General features: G+C 29.2%; 14 protein-coding genes and 1 riboswitch. All 14 genes read right to left on the reverse strand.

Going from position 1 to position 15,466, the window contains the following annotated elements:
* On the reverse strand, window positions 1-2,199 hold the full coding sequence (gene priA, locus BN6774_RS11805) for a primosomal protein N' (RefSeq protein ID WP_207644576.1): 2,199 nt from the start codon (window positions 2,197-2,199) through the stop codon (window positions 1-3).
* Window positions 2,200-2,254: 55 nt separating this feature from the next.
* Window positions 2,255-3,454: a bifunctional phosphopantothenoylcysteine decarboxylase/phosphopantothenate--cysteine ligase CoaBC gene (gene coaBC, locus BN6774_RS11810; RefSeq protein WP_066893893.1), complete on the reverse strand. Its 1,200-nt coding sequence runs from the start codon at window positions 3,452-3,454 to the stop codon at window positions 2,255-2,257.
* A gap of 1 nt (window position 3,455) precedes the next feature.
* Window positions 3,456-3,680 (reverse strand): DNA-directed RNA polymerase subunit omega, encoded by a 225-nt coding sequence (rpoZ, locus tag BN6774_RS11815; protein WP_066893896.1) that lies wholly within the window; start codon window positions 3,678-3,680, stop codon window positions 3,456-3,458.
* Window positions 3,661-4,299 carry a guanylate kinase gene (gene gmk, locus BN6774_RS11820; RefSeq protein WP_066893899.1) on the reverse strand — a complete coding sequence of 213 codons (639 nt, stop codon included), beginning with the start codon at window positions 4,297-4,299 and terminating at the stop codon, window positions 3,661-3,663. The genes rpoZ and gmk overlap by 20 nt, the downstream gene beginning before the upstream one ends.
* Window positions 4,299-4,568, reverse strand: coding sequence for an extracellular matrix/biofilm regulator RemA (remA, locus tag BN6774_RS11825; protein WP_066893902.1), 270 nt, complete (start codon window positions 4,566-4,568; stop codon window positions 4,299-4,301). Before remA ends, gmk begins: the two co-directional genes overlap by 1 nt.
* Window positions 4,569-4,582: 14 nt before the next feature.
* Window positions 4,583-5,464, reverse strand: coding sequence for a YicC/YloC family endoribonuclease (locus BN6774_RS11830; RefSeq protein ID WP_066893905.1), 882 nt, complete (start codon window positions 5,462-5,464; stop codon window positions 4,583-4,585).
* 216 nt (window positions 5,465-5,680) lie between these two features.
* Window positions 5,681-7,048, reverse strand: a complete 1,368-nt coding sequence (locus tag BN6774_RS11835) for an NCS2 family permease (RefSeq protein WP_066893908.1) — start codon at window positions 7,046-7,048, stop codon at window positions 5,681-5,683.
* A 94-nt stretch (window positions 7,049-7,142) separates the two neighbouring features.
* A riboswitch (purine riboswitch) is annotated at window positions 7,143-7,244 on the reverse strand.
* Window positions 7,245-7,294: 50 nt separating this feature from the next.
* Window positions 7,295-8,287, reverse strand: a complete 993-nt coding sequence (locus BN6774_RS11840) for an asparaginase (RefSeq protein WP_066893911.1) — start codon at window positions 8,285-8,287, stop codon at window positions 7,295-7,297.
* A gap of 242 nt (window positions 8,288-8,529) precedes the next feature.
* A complete protein-coding gene (locus tag BN6774_RS11845; RefSeq protein WP_066893914.1) occupies window positions 8,530-8,925 on the reverse strand; it encodes a PBECR3 domain-containing polyvalent protein in 396 nt (131 codons plus the stop codon).
* A gap of 124 nt (window positions 8,926-9,049) precedes the next feature.
* A complete protein-coding gene (gene spoIVA, locus BN6774_RS11850) occupies window positions 9,050-10,528 on the reverse strand; it encodes a stage IV sporulation protein A (protein ID WP_066893917.1) in 1,479 nt (492 codons plus the stop codon).
* A 406-nt stretch (window positions 10,529-10,934) separates the two neighbouring features.
* On the reverse strand, window positions 10,935-11,933 hold the full coding sequence (locus BN6774_RS11855; protein ID WP_066893920.1) for an NAD(P)H-dependent glycerol-3-phosphate dehydrogenase: 999 nt from the start codon (window positions 11,931-11,933) through the stop codon (window positions 10,935-10,937).
* 2 nt (window positions 11,934-11,935) lie between these two features.
* On the reverse strand, window positions 11,936-13,252 hold the full coding sequence (gene der, locus BN6774_RS11860; protein WP_066893923.1) for a ribosome biogenesis GTPase Der: 1,317 nt from the start codon (window positions 13,250-13,252) through the stop codon (window positions 11,936-11,938).
* Window positions 13,253-13,254: 2 nt separating this feature from the next.
* Complete coding sequence (locus tag BN6774_RS11865) at window positions 13,255-14,586, reverse strand: DUF512 domain-containing protein (protein WP_066893926.1); 1,332 nt, start codon at window positions 14,584-14,586, stop codon at window positions 13,255-13,257.
* 205 nt (window positions 14,587-14,791) lie between these two features.
* Window positions 14,792-15,448, reverse strand: a complete 657-nt coding sequence (gene phoU / locus BN6774_RS11870) for a phosphate signaling complex protein PhoU (protein ID WP_066893929.1) — start codon at window positions 15,446-15,448, stop codon at window positions 14,792-14,794.
* Window positions 15,449-15,466 lie beyond the last annotated feature (18 nt).

Consider the following 15,466-nt stretch of genomic DNA (forward strand, 5'->3'; position numbering starts at 1 on the left):
CTAAGTCAAATTGTTTGGGTTAATATCAATTGTTACTTTTATTTCATTATATACATTCTTGTTTAATTGATAAAGTTTATCTTTAATTTTTTTACAAAAATCTAAAGATATATCACCTTTGAATATAATTTGCCACCTAAAATTATCCTTTATTTTAGAAATCATACATGGTGCAGGACCAAGTAGTTCTATATTATATTCATTTTCATATATAGTGCTTAATTCATTTTTCAATGTATTCATAAAGTTTTTTAAAGAATTTTCATTTTTTGATGAAGCGTTTATTAATAGTATTTTACCAAAAGGAGGATAATACATCAAACCTCTATTTGTAAATTCTTCATTATAAAACCCTTCATAATCATAGTTTTTTGCATAATTTAAGCTATAGTGATTTGGAGTATAGGTTTGAAGGATAACTTTACCTTCTTTATCACCTCTTCCAGCTCTACCTGAAACCTGTGTTACTATTTGAAAGGTTCTCTCCGATGATCTATAATCAGGAATATTTAAAGATATATCCGCAGCTAATATTCCTACCAAGGTTACATTTTCAAAGTCTAATCCCTTTGAAATCATTTGAGTACCTATTAATATATCACCTTCACCATTTTTAAAAGCATTATATATAGCTTCATGAGAATTTTTATTTCTTGTAGTATCCATATCCATTCTTAATACTTTTACATTTTTAAAGTATTTTTTTACTTCTTCTTCAACTCTTTCAGTTCCTGTTCCAAAATGTTTGACATATTTACTTTTGCATTTTGGACAAGTTTTAGGCTGAATCTGGCCATGCCCGCAATAATGACATAGTAAATATCCATTTTTATGATAAGTCATTGAAATATCACACTTAGGACATTTAAATACATATCCACAACTCCTACAAGAAACAAAGGTAGAAAAACCTCTTCTATTTAAGAACAAAATAATTTGCTCTTTATTTTCCAATGCTAATTTCATTTCTGAAAATAACTTTCTACTAAACATAGAGACATTCCCATTATTTAATTCTTCTCTCATATCAATTATTTCTATATTAGGCATAGGTTTGTTATCTACACGACTTTTAAGTTCTACAAGTTCTATCTCCCCAGATATAGCTCTATAATAAGTTTCTATAGATGGAGTAGCTGAGCCTAAAATAACCTTACAATTTTTAAGAGTGCTAATATATTCTGCAACCTCTTTAGTAACATATCTTGGATTTTGTTCTGACTTATAAGTATTTTCATGTTCTTCATCTATAATTATTATACCTAAGTTTTGCAGTGGTAAAAATAAGGCGCTTCTAGCTCCTATAACTACTTTAGCTTTTCCTTCTTTTACCCTATACCATTCATCATATCTTTCACCATCAGATAACTTACTATGAAAAACAGCTACTTCTCTACCAAATCGCCCTTTAAATCTTTCTATCATTTGTGGGGTTAAAGAAATTTCAGGAACTAAAATTATTGCAGACTTATTTTTATTTATAACTTTCTTTACTAAATTCATATAAACTTCTGTTTTTCCAGAACCTGTTACACCTTTTAATAAAACTACATTCTTATTTGATGTCTCTATTTGCCTTATAGCATTAGTTTGATCTTCTGTTAATGATTTTTCATTATAGTTAATATATTCCTTATAATTATATCTGTATACTATTTCCTCTTCTACTTTTAAGTATCCTTCCTTTATAAGCTTATTTAACTTATATATAGACATCCCATATAACTTTGTTAATTCACTTTTATTGTATTTTCCATTATTATTCTTAATAAAGTTTAGTATATCATTATATTTTTCTTTTATCTCATCAGAAATAGCTTTATCCCCTATAGCAACCACAAGTTTATATTTATTATTTATTCCTTTTAAAACTCCTTGGGGAATAAGAAGCTTAATTCCATCAATATATTTACATAGATAGTTTTCTTTTAAAAAGCTAACTAATTTTATATCATCCATAGTTAAAAGTGGTTCCATTAATGAAATTGACTTGATTTTCTTTATTCTAATCCCATTTATTTCATCTTCTTTTACTCTTAATATAAAACCATCAACAAGATTATTTTTAATGCCAAAAGGAACTTTTACCCATTGTCCAACACGTATATCTTTTACTAAATCTTCCGGCACTTCATAAGTAAAAGGTTTATCTATTTCTAAAGCATCACTATTAATAATAATTTCTGCATATATTTTCAAATTCATCACCCTTTTATTAGGTTCTATTTTAATCTTATATGAAAGAAAGCGCATTTTAGCGCTTTCTTAATATAGTATCAAAGATTTTCGATGCAACTTTTCTTTTACTCATCTTTTCTAAATATATTTCTTCTCCATCCTTAGAAAGGATAATAACTTTATTGTCATCGCTAGCAAAGCCAGTATCACTACTTGTTATATCATTTGCTACAATAAAGTCTAAATTCTTTTTAGCAATCTTTTTCCTTGCATTTTTTACTACATCATTGCTTTCAGCCGCAAAACCTACTAAAATTTGATGTTTCTTATTTTCACCTAATATTTTTAAAATATCATTATCTCTAACAAAGGTTAAAACTAAATCTTCATCGCCTTTTTTTATTTTTTCATTACTATAATTTTTAATTTTATAATCTGCAACAGCTGCTGATTTTATAACTATATCGCTATTATCGTAGTTTTCTAAAATTGTATTTTTCATTTCTTCATTTGTAATTACATTAATAACTTTAACGCCTTTTGGTGGATTAAGATTTGTAGGACCTGAAACTAAAATTACATTAGCTCCCCTATCTCTAGCTTCTTCTGCTAAAAAATATCCCATCTTTCCTGTAGATCTATTAGTTATAAATCTTACTGGATCTATACTAGAATTTGTAGGACCTGCACTAATTAAAACACTTTTTCCTACTAAATCTTTCTTTACATCCCTGTAATACAAGGTATCCATCACTTTTTCAACTATTAAACTAGGGTCTGCTAATTTTCCTTTTCCTTCATCCCCACATGCAAGCACACCAGAAGCAGGCTCTATAAATTCATATCCTAGCCTCTTTAGTTTTTCAATATTTTCTTGTACTATTGGATTTTCATACATATTAGTGTTCATAGCTGGAGCAAAAATCACCTTTGCTCTAGTTGCCATAATAGTTGTAGATAACATATCATCAGCTATTCCATTTGCAACCTTTCCAATAATATTAGCAGTTGCTGGAGCAACTAAAAAGACATCTGCTCTCTTTGCTAAAGAAATATGTTGTATTTCAAAGGCCTTTGGCTCTGCAAACATATCAGTTGTAACCATATTTTGGCTTAAAGATTGGAATGGTAAAGGAGTAACAAACTTTGTTGCAGACTCAGTCATAATTACTCTTACGTCTATATCATTTTTTCTTAAAGCACTTACAACATCTAATGCTTTATAAGCCGCTATTCCTCCACTTACTCCTATACATACACATTTTTTTGTATTCATTTTATTTTGAACCTTCTTTTGTTACTGTAGATTCATAACCCACTTCACCTTCATTTACTTCATTTATAGCTATAGTAAGTGGTTTTTTCGATTTTGTTGCTACTAATGGTTCACTACCATCTATTAATTGTCTAGCTCTTTTTGAAGTTACTATTACTAGTGAATATCTATCATCTACCTTTTGAAGTAAATCCATAATTGATGGATTAATCATAGAGTTGTTCATGAATTAAGCCCTCCTTAGAATCTAAAATTGTATTTTCTTTTATTCTATCAACTCTGCATTTTTCTGCTGCTATAATTGATTCTACCTTTGCTACAGCTAACTCTAAAGTATCATTAACTACAGCATAGTTATATTTTGAAACATAATTAATTTCCTTATATGCATTTTTAAATCTAGTCATTAAGGATTCTTCTGTTTCACTTCCTCTATTAATTATTCTTTTCTTTAATTCTTCCATTGATGGAGGAAGAATGAATATGAATACACCTTCCTTAAAGTTTTCCTTAACTTGTAATGCCCCTTGAATATCAATTTCTAGAATAACATCCTTACCTTCTTCTAGCATCTTTTCAACGTTAACCTTAGGAGTTCCATAAAAATTGCCATGTACATTTGCATATTCTATAAAACCATTTTCCTTAACTTTTTCTTCAAAAGCTTCTTTAGTTAAAAAGTAATAATTTACACCTTCTATTTCCCCTTCTCTTGGAGATCTAGTAGTGGCAGAAACAGAAATATAAATATTATCATGCTTTTCTAATAAAGCTTTGCAAATAGTTCCCTTTCCAGCTCCAGAAGGGCCGGAGATAACTATTAAGACACCTCTATTACTATGCATTATTCATCAACCTCATCTACTGTTTCATCTTTTACTACTAATCTATGTGCAACTGTTTCTGGTTGAACTGCTGATAAAATAACATGATCGCTATCTGTTATAATTACTGCTCTTGTTCTTCTTCCATAAGTAGCATCAATAAGCATACCCCTATCTCTAGCTTCTTGTATTATTCTCTTAATAGGTGCCGATTCTGGACTTACTATAGCTACAAGCCTATTAGCCGAAACTATATTTCCAAATCCAATGTTAATCAATTTTATTCCCATTACTTTCCTCCTAATTATTCTATATTTTGCACTTGTTCTCTTATTTTTTCTATTAAATTTTTTATGTTAATGACATAATTAGTCATATCCATATCACTTGATTTTGAAGCTATTGTATTAGCTTCTCTGTTCATTTCTTGAATAATAAAGTCAAGTTTTCTTCCTATTTGGCCACCTTCTTCAAATGTAATTCTCATTTGATTTAAATGACTTTTTAGTCTTGTTATCTCCTCATCTACGGCAGATTTATCAGCAATAATTGCAACTTCTTGAGCAATTCTACTTTCATCTACTTCAACTCCATCTAACAATTCTTTTAGTCTTAACTCTAGCTTTTTCTTATATGCATTAGGTACAGTATACGATATTCTTTCTATATTTAAAACTATATTCTCAATTTCAACTAACTTAAGTAAAATATCTTCTTTAAGTTTTTCGCCTTCTATTGTTCTCATATTTTCCATCATTTCTAAGGACGAAATAATAAGTGGTTTAATTGATAACCAAATTTCTTCAACTGAATCTTCTTCTTCAACAATATCAATTACATCTGGAAATCTTGCTATTTGTGTTACTGTAACGTCATTTTTCAATTGAAGTTTTTCCTCTATTTCTTTTAAGCAATTAAAGTAACTTTCTGCTAGCTTAAAATTTAATTTAGCAACACCTTCACCTTGAGAATAGCTCTTTTGATTTATAAATATATCTACTTTACCTCTTGAAAGTTTTGAATTAACTAGCTTTCTTATTTCTTCTTCTAAAGAAATAATACTTTTAGGCATTCTTACATTTACATCTAAATACCTACTATTTACACTTTTCATTTCAACAGAAAATAAGTGCTTACTTCCTTCATCATTACTAGCTCTACCAAAGCTAGTCATACTTTTAACCATATATGCCTCCAAAGATTTTTATAAAAATATAAAAATAATTTCTAATATATATTTATTGAACATATTTAATATAATTTATAATAAAGATCAATGTCAATGATTTGTTCACAATTTATTAACATTTTAACAAAAAAGTTGTAACTATTTAAAGTTACAACTTTTTTTGTATTTACAATATAAGAGGGTCACCTCTTACTATTATATAATTAGCATTAATTATATTAATGCTAATTTAATTATAAATACTATAGCTAATATTATCATTACTACTGAAACTTTTGTTTTTTCTTCTTTATTCTTACAGAACAAATTATGAACTAAGTTTATAATAACATATGATAATATTCCTATTGTTAATCCATCTCCTATACTATAAGTCAAAGCCATTCCTGAGATAGTTAAGAAAGCTGGAACACCTTCTGTAATATTATCAAAATCAATATATTTTACAGCTCCAAGCATTAAATATCCTACATATATTAAAGCTGGTGCAGTAGCACATGATGGAATTGCTATAAATATTGGAGAAAAGAACATTGCTACTAAAAATAATATTCCTGTTGTAATAGCTGTATAACCAGTTCTTCCCCCTGCAGCAACTCCTGTTGAACTCTCAACATATGTTGTAACAGTTGATACTCCTAATACAGCTCCTAAAGTAGTTGAAACAGCATCTACTAATAAGGCTCTCCCAGCATTAGGAACATTTCCATTTTCATCTAACATATTTGCTCTTGATGCCACACCTACTAAAGTTCCCACTGTATCAAAAAAGTCTACGAACAAGAAAGTGCAAACAACAACTATTAATTTACCTGCACCTTCTACAGTAAAGAAGTGAGTAAAATCTAATTTCCCTGCTATTGGTGCTATGCTTTCAAATTTAAATATACCTTCTGGTAAATAAATTCCAAGATTAGCTGCAGCTTCTGGACTAATAAGTGCATAACCCCATGCTAATAATGTACTAGTTAAAATTCCGAATAAAATTGATCCTTTTACTTTTTTCTTATCTAGAACAGCTATGATAATAATTCCAATTAAAGCAATAATTACTGTTGGAGAAAACTCTCCCATTTTTACTAATGTAGCATCATCATTTATTACTAATCCTGATCCAACCATTCCTATAAAAGCAATAAATATTCCAATCCCCGCTGTAACAGCATGCTTCATAGTCATAGGAATGGAGTTTACAACTGCTTCTCTTACTTTAAATAATGATAAAAATATAAATATAATACCTTCAACAAATACTGCAGTTAATGCCATTTCCCATGAAATTCCCATTCCAATTACAACTGAAAAAGCAAAAAAGGCATTAAGTCCCATTCCTGATGCTAGTGCAAATGGTAAATTAGCAAATAATCCCATTAATATACATGCTATTGCTGCTGCTAAGCATGTAGATGTAACAAGTGCACCTGCTGGCATTCCTGTAGCTGATAATATATTGGGATTTACAGCAACTATATATGCCATAGTTAAGAATGTAGTAACACCTGCTACTATTTCTCTTTTTATGTTCACATTCTTATTTGATAGTATAGGTAATAAACCCTGTTTTTTTGATGAGCTTTCCATTTCTCCATCCTCCTAATATTTTTATACGCTCAAAAGCCCTTAAGTTTATTTATCACTTAAGGGCTTTTTGCTAAATGCCAAAGTAAAACCTATAATACTTAAGCATTTAACTCATAGTCAAGATATTTACGGCATCTTGGTAGAAACTTTTGACCCTTATTGTCAACTTTATATGAGTTATCATTGTACGAATATTATTATATATTTTACCCATATAATTGTCAACCTAAACCGTATAAATATGTACTAATTCATATTTAAATTCGTATTTTTCTTAAAAGATTCTTCTATATCTATTGCCTTTTCACTTGATAATGCTACTATTAACTTTATTCTAGCTTTTTGTCCCGGCATACTTTCTTCAAAAAAAACACCTAAATCCTTAAGCATCTTTCCTCCACCTTCATAACCATAAGATTCATGAACCCTTCCTTCAAAACATCTTGATACAACTACAACTGGTATATTATTATTTAAAGCTTTCTTTATTCCTTTTACCATTTCTGGTGGAACATTCCCTCTTCCAAGTGCTTCAATAACTATTCCCTTATACCCTTTATCTATTACAAAATCAATAAAATCCGAACCCATCCCAGCAACGCATTTTATTAAAGCAACATCTTCTCTTATATTTTCAACGTGATAAACTCTATGCTTAATAGTATTTCTATAAAATAATACCTTATTATTATCAACTATTCCTATTGGTCCAAAATTCGGTGTTTTAAAAGCATTAAGAGCCATAGAATTTACTTTAGTAACCTCTGCTGCTGAATTTAGTTCTCCATTGAAACAAACTAATACTCCTCTTCCTCTCGCATCTTCTGATATTGCAGTACAAATAGAAGTAGCTAAATTAAATGGACCATCGTACCCAAGTTCTGAACTACTCCTCATAGCCCCTGTTACTACTATTACTTTTTCAGTATCTATTGTTAAGTCTAAAAAATATGCCGTTTCCTCTAATGTATCTGTTCCGTGAGTTAAAACTACCCCATCAATATCTTCTCTATCAACTAGATTTTTAATAAATTTACTAAGTTCTAACATATTTTCTATTGTCATATGAGGTGAAGGTTTACTAGAAAAACTATAAGACTCTATATCAGCATAATTCTCTATCCCAGTTACCATGGACATTATTTCTTCCCCTGTCAAACTTGGAACTGCTGCCTTAATTCTTTCATCAACCTTCATAGATATTGTTCCACCATTAAATACAACTGCTACTTTCTTCATATTTTCCTCCTAAAGTTTAATAAATAATCCAAATATAATATACTCTTTAACAAAATAAAAACTCTTGGTTTCCCAAAAGTTTAAAACTCAATTTTTATTATTGTTGGTAGGTCGGCGTATCCTACATCTCTTTTTACTGAAACTTCAGCGCGTGAGGAGCCATTTCTCACCTCAACAATAAAATTATCATATCTATCAAATACATTATATATTTATCATTATAATCTTTCAACTTCTATTTGTTAATTGCATTTAATTATTTTACCACTATAAAGTTTACTATTTATCTTTCCATTAGTTATTGGATACATTGTAGAGACATATATATAATCACTTTTATAATTAATATCTATTCCTATTAAGATATTAATGTCATCTTTTTTTATAAGTTCTATATGGATTTCTCTATCTGTTAGCTTATATACGCCTATATAATCTGGTTTTTCTAAAATTTCTCTCATATACTCTATAATATTCTTAATTACTTTTTTCCCTAAATGTTTCCCATGCCTTTTTTTAATATGCTTAATTACCCCTGGGGAAGCATAAATGGTACCTGTAAATTTCACCCCTAAGTTTTCAGCCAATCTATCCTTAAAATATCCAACTCTCTTATAGGTACAAAATCTTTTTTCCATAATACCCCTCAATTCTATATAGTGTATATTAGCTTTTAAAAGACCTTTTATATATACTATACAATTGCTATAAATAAATTTCATAAAAAATAAAAAAGCTACTCTAAAGCAGCTTTTTTATTTTTTATAGTATTATACAAATTAATCCTCCACTACCTTCGTTAATTATCTTTTGTAAAGTTCTTTGTATTTTTACTTGTACATCTTCAGGCATTTTATATAACTTGTTTTGTAGACCTTCTCTAATTAATACTTCTAAAGGCTTGCCAAACATATTACTTTGCCATAAGGATGCAGGATCTTTTTCAAATTGCTCCATTAAAGATTTTACAAGTTCTTCACTTTCTTTTTCAGATCCCATAATAGGACTAATTTCAGTTTTAATATTTGCTTTTATAAAATGTAAGGACGGAGCTGATGCCTTTAATTTTACACCAAATCTATTACCTTGTTTAACCATTTCAGGCTCTTCAAATTTCATTTCTGAAAGTTGAGGAGGTACTAGTCCATATCCAGTTTCTCTAACATCTACTAAAGCATCTTTAACTTTGTCATATTCTTTTTTAGCAAAATTAAGTTCTTTAATTAATGATAATAAATCACTTTCACTCTTTACATCTAAATCGCATATTTCACTTAATATATTATAGAATATTCCGTCTTTAGGTTTTAATTTAATATTAGCTTTTCCTTCACCTAAATTTACAGAATTCATCTCTATTGGTGCTAGATTTTCCTTATCCTTAAGAAGATTTACTGTAGACTTTATATCTCTAATTCTATTTATATTTTCACACATTCCTTTAACGATATTAAAGAAATCTTTTTTAAGCCAATTTTCTGGTTCTAGTTTTTCTACCCAAGATGGCATATCAATCTCTATTTCCTTAACTGGAAACTCTTTAAGTACATGCTTAAAAATATCTTCTACATCTTCCTCATTCATATTAGCTACATCCATAACTTGAACTGCAACATCATATTTATCTTCAATTTCCTTTTTTAAAGCTCTTGTCTCAGGAGAATTTATATGTTTTGTATTAAGTACAACTATAAAAGGCTTATTTATTGCCTTTAATTCATCTATTACTCTCTCCTCTGCTTCTAAGTACTCATCTCTTTCTATTCCTGTTATACTTCCATCTGTTGTAACTACAAGACCTATAGTAGAATGATCTGTAATAACCTTCCTTGTTCCAATTTCAGCTGCATCTTCAAATGGTATTTCGTATTCATACCATGGTGTATTTACCATTTTTGCTTCTTCACCATCCATATAACCTACAGCAGCTTTTACGATATAGCCAACGCAATCTACCATTCTAACTTTAAATTTTATTTCTTCATCGATTGTAATTTCAACAGCCTCATTAGGAACAAATTTGGGTTCTGTTGTGTGAATACTTTTTCCTGAACCACTTTGAGGAAGTTCATCCTTAGCTCTTTCCTTCTTATAATTATTATCAATCTTTGGTATTACCATAAGGTCCATAAACTTTTTGATAAATGTTGACTTTCCAGTTCTAACAGGACCAACAACACCTACATATATGTCCCCCTGTGTTCTTTCAGCTATATCCTTATATATATTAAAGCTGTCCACGGTGTACCCTCCTATTTATTTTTAACACTATATATATATTCTAAAAGCTGAAAAAATATACAACTTTTTAAATTTTTTAATTCTTTATAATGAGAGAATACAAAATAAAACTATCATGATATAACTTCTCTTAACGCTTGTACTGAATATGTGAAAGGCATAAAAGAATTTAATACGTACTACTTCTAATGATAATTCTTCATAAAAATGTGACAAACTATGTATTTCATTCATTTTGAATGTCATCCTTCTAATATTGAAGACATTGCCAGGCCAAATCCCCATTATATGACATGGAATTTTTTCCCATACTCATATCTTTAATCCACCTGGAATCCCCCCCCCTCTAACACTAAATTTTTAAAATATAAAAAGGAGAAAAACAATATTGCTTTTCTCCTATAACCTAATAATATATTTCACTTTTTCTTTCTCTTTCCATAAGTGCAACAACAGCCTCTTTAGGATCCTTGTTTTCAAATAGAATTTTATATAAAACATCAGTAATTGGCATTTCTACACCAAGCTTTTCTTTTAACTCATAAAATGCTCTACATGCTTTAATACCTTCAACGACCATTCCTACGTCTTTTATCGCTTCTTCAGTAGACTTACCTTGACCTATTAAATATCCAGCTCTTCTATTTCTAGAATGAAGACTCGTACAAGTAACTATTAAGTCTCCCATACCAGTTAATCCAAGAAATGTTTCAGAATTACCACCAAGCTTTAATCCTACTCTAACTATTTCAGCCATACCTCTTGTCATAAGTGCAGCCTTAGAATTATCACCATATCCTATTCCATCACATACACCAGCTGCTAGTGCAATAATATTTTTTACTGCACCACCAATTTCAACCCCAACTAGGTCATTATTAGTATAAACTCTAAAATTCTTAGTGATAAATAACTCTTGAACTTTATCTTCTGCTTCTTCATCTTTAGATGAAACAACAACAGTTGTTGGAATATCAAATGCTACTTCCTCCGCATGACTTGGTCCAGATAATATAACAACTTTATTATTAGGTAATTCTTCTTCTATAACTTCTGATAATCTTAAATTAGTTCCTTCTTCAATCCCTTTTGCTATACTTATAATAATAGCATCATTATCTACCTTACCTTTTAAAGATCTTGAAACACTTCTTATTACATGTGATGGTACAGCTAAAACTACAAATTTAGAATCTTTTAATGTTTCTTCAAGATTATTATAGGCAGTGACATTTTTAGGTATATTTAATTCCTTAATATACTTATCATTTTTTCTATTAATGTTTATATCGTCAACTACATTTTTATCTCTATCATATATGTTAACTTTATATCCCTTATTAGCTAATAAGATACCTAAGGCAGTTCCAAAACTACCTCCTCCTAAAAAAGCCACATTACTCATAACTATTCCTTCCTTTCCCTATATTCTATTTGAATACCAGTACCACTAAAATCAAAACTATCTCTTAATTGATTTTCAATATATCTTTCATAAGAGAAGTGTCTTGCATTTGAATCATTAACAAAGAAAACAAACTTAGGTGGTTTTGTTGCTACTTGTGTAGCATAGTAAATTTTTAATCTCTTAAGCCCAACTATTGGAGGCTCTTTCATAAGTACTGCTTTATTTATAACTTCATTTAATATTCCTGTTGGAACTCTCTTAGAGTAATTGTCATAACATTCTTTTGCAATTTCTAAAACCTTATGAGTTCTTTGACCTGTTTTTGCAGATATAAATAAATATTTAGCATATTTTAAGAATTTTAGTTTCATTTCTAAATCTTCTTTATATCTTTGCATAGTCTTGTCATCTTTTTCTATTAAATCCCACTTATTAACTATAACCATTATAGCTTTGTTCATTTCATGAGCATATCCTATGATTTTTTCATCTTGCTCTGTTACACCTTCAGTAGCATCTATCATAAGTATGCATACATCTGCTCTTTCAATTGCAGCATAAGTTCTTATTACAGAGTATCTTTCTATTTCCTCTTTAACTTTGCTTTTTCTTCTAAGCCCAGCTGTATCTACTAAAATAAACTTCCCTAAATCACTTTCTAAAGTACTATCTATTGAGTCTCTTGTAGTTCCTGGTATATTAGATACAATTAATCTATCTTCACCTAATAGTCTATTAATTAAAGAAGATTTTCCTACGTTAGGCTTTCCTATCATAGCTATTCTTATATACTCATCTTCTTCCTCTTCTTCATTAAACTTATCAAAGTTTTCAGTTACTCTATCTAGCATATCTCCAAGACCAAGACCTTGAGATGCTGAAATAGTTATTGGATCTCCTATTCCTAAATTATAAAATTCCCAAGCATTATCCTCATCCTTTAAAGAGTCTACTTTATTTACTACTAATACTACTTCCTTTTTGCTTTTTCTAAGCATACTTGCAACTTCATGATCTGCAGGAGTTAATCCCTCTTTACCATCAACTACAAACACTATTACATCAGCTGTTTCAATAGCAATATTAGCTTGCCTTCTCATTTGCTTAACTATTATATCTTCTCTTTCTGGTTCAATACCACCTGTATCAATCATTGTAAAATTATAATTTAGCCATTCAGCTTGAGCATATACTCTATCTCTAGTTACTCCAGGAGTATCTTGTACTATAGATATCCTCTGTCCTGCTAATTTATTGAATAAAGTAGATTTACCTACATTTGGTCTTCCAACTATTGCAACTATTGGTTTTCCCATTATTAGTCCTCCTTACAATTTGCATTTATTAAGTCAATAAGGTCATCACCTGTATAATCACAAACTACAACCTTAACATTTAAAGCATTTTCTATATCATCAATTTTTAAATCATCTAACATAACCATGTCAGCCGGTGCTAATTCATATCCTTTTCTAAACATGTTGCTCGGCATAATTAAATAATCTGTTTTTATTTTTCCCTTTAATTGATCTATTATATCAGTTCCAGTTAAAAGTCCTGCTACTGTTATAGTATTTCCAAAGAAGTTATTTATAACCTTATAGACATCTATTCTAATATTAGGATTATGCTCCATTATAAGATCTGCTGACTTCTTTATTTCATTATATGCTAATTCTCCTGTTACCATAGAAAAGCTTCCTTTAACATCCTTCTCTAAAAACTCTAAAGACCTCTTAACAACTTCTCTATAATATCTTATCATTCCTACGCCATCTTCTAGCTGCTCATACTCTGAATAAAATTCTTCTTCTGGAACATCTAAACCAGCTGTTATATAAAATTCATCTGATAATCTTACAAATGGTGCGCCTGTTTCTTCAATAAATTTCTTTTGTAAATCCTTAATCATCATAATTTCATTTTCTGCTGATTCTTTTGTAAATGTATCTAATTTAGGTAAGTTTTCTCTAAACTTAGTTACCCCTACTGGTACTACAGCAACATTTTTTATATATGGCTGAAGTTCATATAAATCAATTACAGTTTTTCTTAATTCCTCACCATTATTTACATTAGGTATACAAACTACTTGAGCATGCATTTCAATTTCTGCATCTCTTAATTTTCTAAGCCTTTCCATTATAGATCCAGCAAATCTATTTTTTAGCATTTTTACTCTAAGTTCAGGATTAGTAGTATGTACCGAAATATTAATAGGGCTAATTTTATATCTAATTATTCTATCAATATCTTCATCCTTCATATTAGTTAAAGTAACAAAATTTCCTTGCAAGAATGATAATCTTGAATCATCATCTTTGAAATATAATGTATTTCTCATTCCCTTAGGAAGTTGGTCTATAAAGCAAAACATACACTTATTTGAACAACTCTTAGCCTTATCCATTATTCCACCTTGGAATTCAAGACCTAAATCTTCCCCGTACTCTTTTTCAATTTCATATTCCCAAATTTCTCCGTCTGGCTTTTCAATTTCTAAAAGAACTTCTTCATCAACAGCTAAAAACTTGTAATCTATAATATCATCTATAGGAGTCCCGTTAATTGAAATAAGTACATCATTTACTTCAATTCCCACTTCCTCTGCAATGCTTCCTACATCCACTTTCTTAATTAAATTTTTCATTTTTTCACCTCAATATCTATATTATCTTTTGAATTATTAAATATATTTATAAAAAGTTAAACTCTATAATTAATACATAAAATTTATTGTTTTTTATATTAAGCATAATTAGCCTAATTTTAATAATCACTTGATGTTATATTACATTATTAATATTATATAGTCAATAAAAAACATCCCCTTATTCGAGGATGTTCTTTGTTATTTATTCATTTAAATCAACGTAATTACCTTTTTTAGAAAATATAATCCACTCGCAAATGTTTGTAACATGGTCCCCTATTCTTTCTAGATATTTAGATGCAAAAAGTATTTGAGTTCCTTGATTTATCATGGATTCATCTTTTCCCATCTTCTTTAAAACTATTGCAAACATGCCTTGATAAATTGCATCTACTCTGTCATCCATATCACAAATTTCATAAGCTGCTTTTTCATCACCATTAACATAAGCTTCTATAGCCAACTTTATCATATTATTAATTATATCTACAAGCTCCCATACTGGAGCTATTTCTTCTGAAAAATCTACACCTTTAACTCTAGGAACTATTTTACAAATATCTACTGCATAATCAGCCATTCTTTCTAAATCTGTAACTATTTTAGTTGTTGTATAAATACTTCTTAAATCTCTTGCAAGTGGGGACTCTGTAGCCATAAATTTAATGCATTTTTCTTCAATTACCTTTTGAAGGTTATCTACCTTATCATCGTTTTTCATAACTTTTTTTGATAATTCCACATCTTGATTCTTCAAAGCAGTCATACTATCATATATTTGTTTTTCAACTAAACTAGCCATTTCAATTAGTTCTGAATTAAGCAATTTAATTTTGCCTTCCATTACTTCTCTCATCATTTTAATCACCTCATTTTA

It is taken from the genome of Clostridium nigeriense (genome assembly GCF_900086595.1).
Classification (GTDB): Bacteria; Bacillota; Clostridia; order Clostridiales; family Clostridiaceae; genus Clostridium; species Clostridium nigeriense.

Excerpts from the sequence above, each read along its gene's own strand:
- coaBC (WP_066893893.1), bottom strand. The coding sequence starts at position 3,454 with ATGAATACAAAAAAATGTGTATGTATAGGAGTAAGTGGAGGAATAGCG.
- rpoZ (WP_066893896.1), bottom strand. The coding sequence starts at position 3,680 with ATGAACAACTCTATGATTAATCCATCAATTATGGATTTACTTCAAAAG.
- gmk (WP_066893899.1), bottom strand. The coding sequence starts at position 4,299 with ATGCATAGTAATAGAGGTGTCTTAATAGTTATCTCCGGCCCTTCTGGA.
- remA (WP_066893902.1), bottom strand. The coding sequence starts at position 4,568 with ATGGGAATAAAATTGATTAACATTGGATTTGGAAATATAGTTTCGGCT.
- BN6774_RS11830 (WP_066893905.1), bottom strand. The coding sequence starts at position 5,464 with ATGGTTAAAAGTATGACTAGCTTTGGTAGAGCTAGTAATGATGAAGGA.
- BN6774_RS11835 (WP_066893908.1), bottom strand. The coding sequence starts at position 7,048 with ATGGAAAGCTCATCAAAAAAACAGGGTTTATTACCTATACTATCAAAT.
- BN6774_RS11840 (WP_066893911.1), bottom strand. The coding sequence starts at position 8,287 with ATGAAGAAAGTAGCAGTTGTATTTAATGGTGGAACAATATCTATGAAG.
- BN6774_RS11845 (WP_066893914.1), bottom strand. The coding sequence starts at position 8,925 with ATGGAAAAAAGATTTTGTACCTATAAGAGAGTTGGATATTTTAAGGAT.
- BN6774_RS11855 (WP_066893920.1), bottom strand. The coding sequence starts at position 11,933 with ATGAGTAATGTGGCTTTTTTAGGAGGAGGTAGTTTTGGAACTGCCTTA.
- der (WP_066893923.1), bottom strand. The coding sequence starts at position 13,252 with ATGGGAAAACCAATAGTTGCAATAGTTGGAAGACCAAATGTAGGTAAA.
- BN6774_RS11865 (WP_066893926.1), bottom strand. The coding sequence starts at position 14,586 with ATGAAAAATTTAATTAAGAAAGTGGATGTAGGAAGCATTGCAGAGGAA.
- phoU (WP_066893929.1), bottom strand. The coding sequence starts at position 15,448 with ATGATGAGAGAAGTAATGGAAGGCAAAATTAAATTGCTTAATTCAGAA.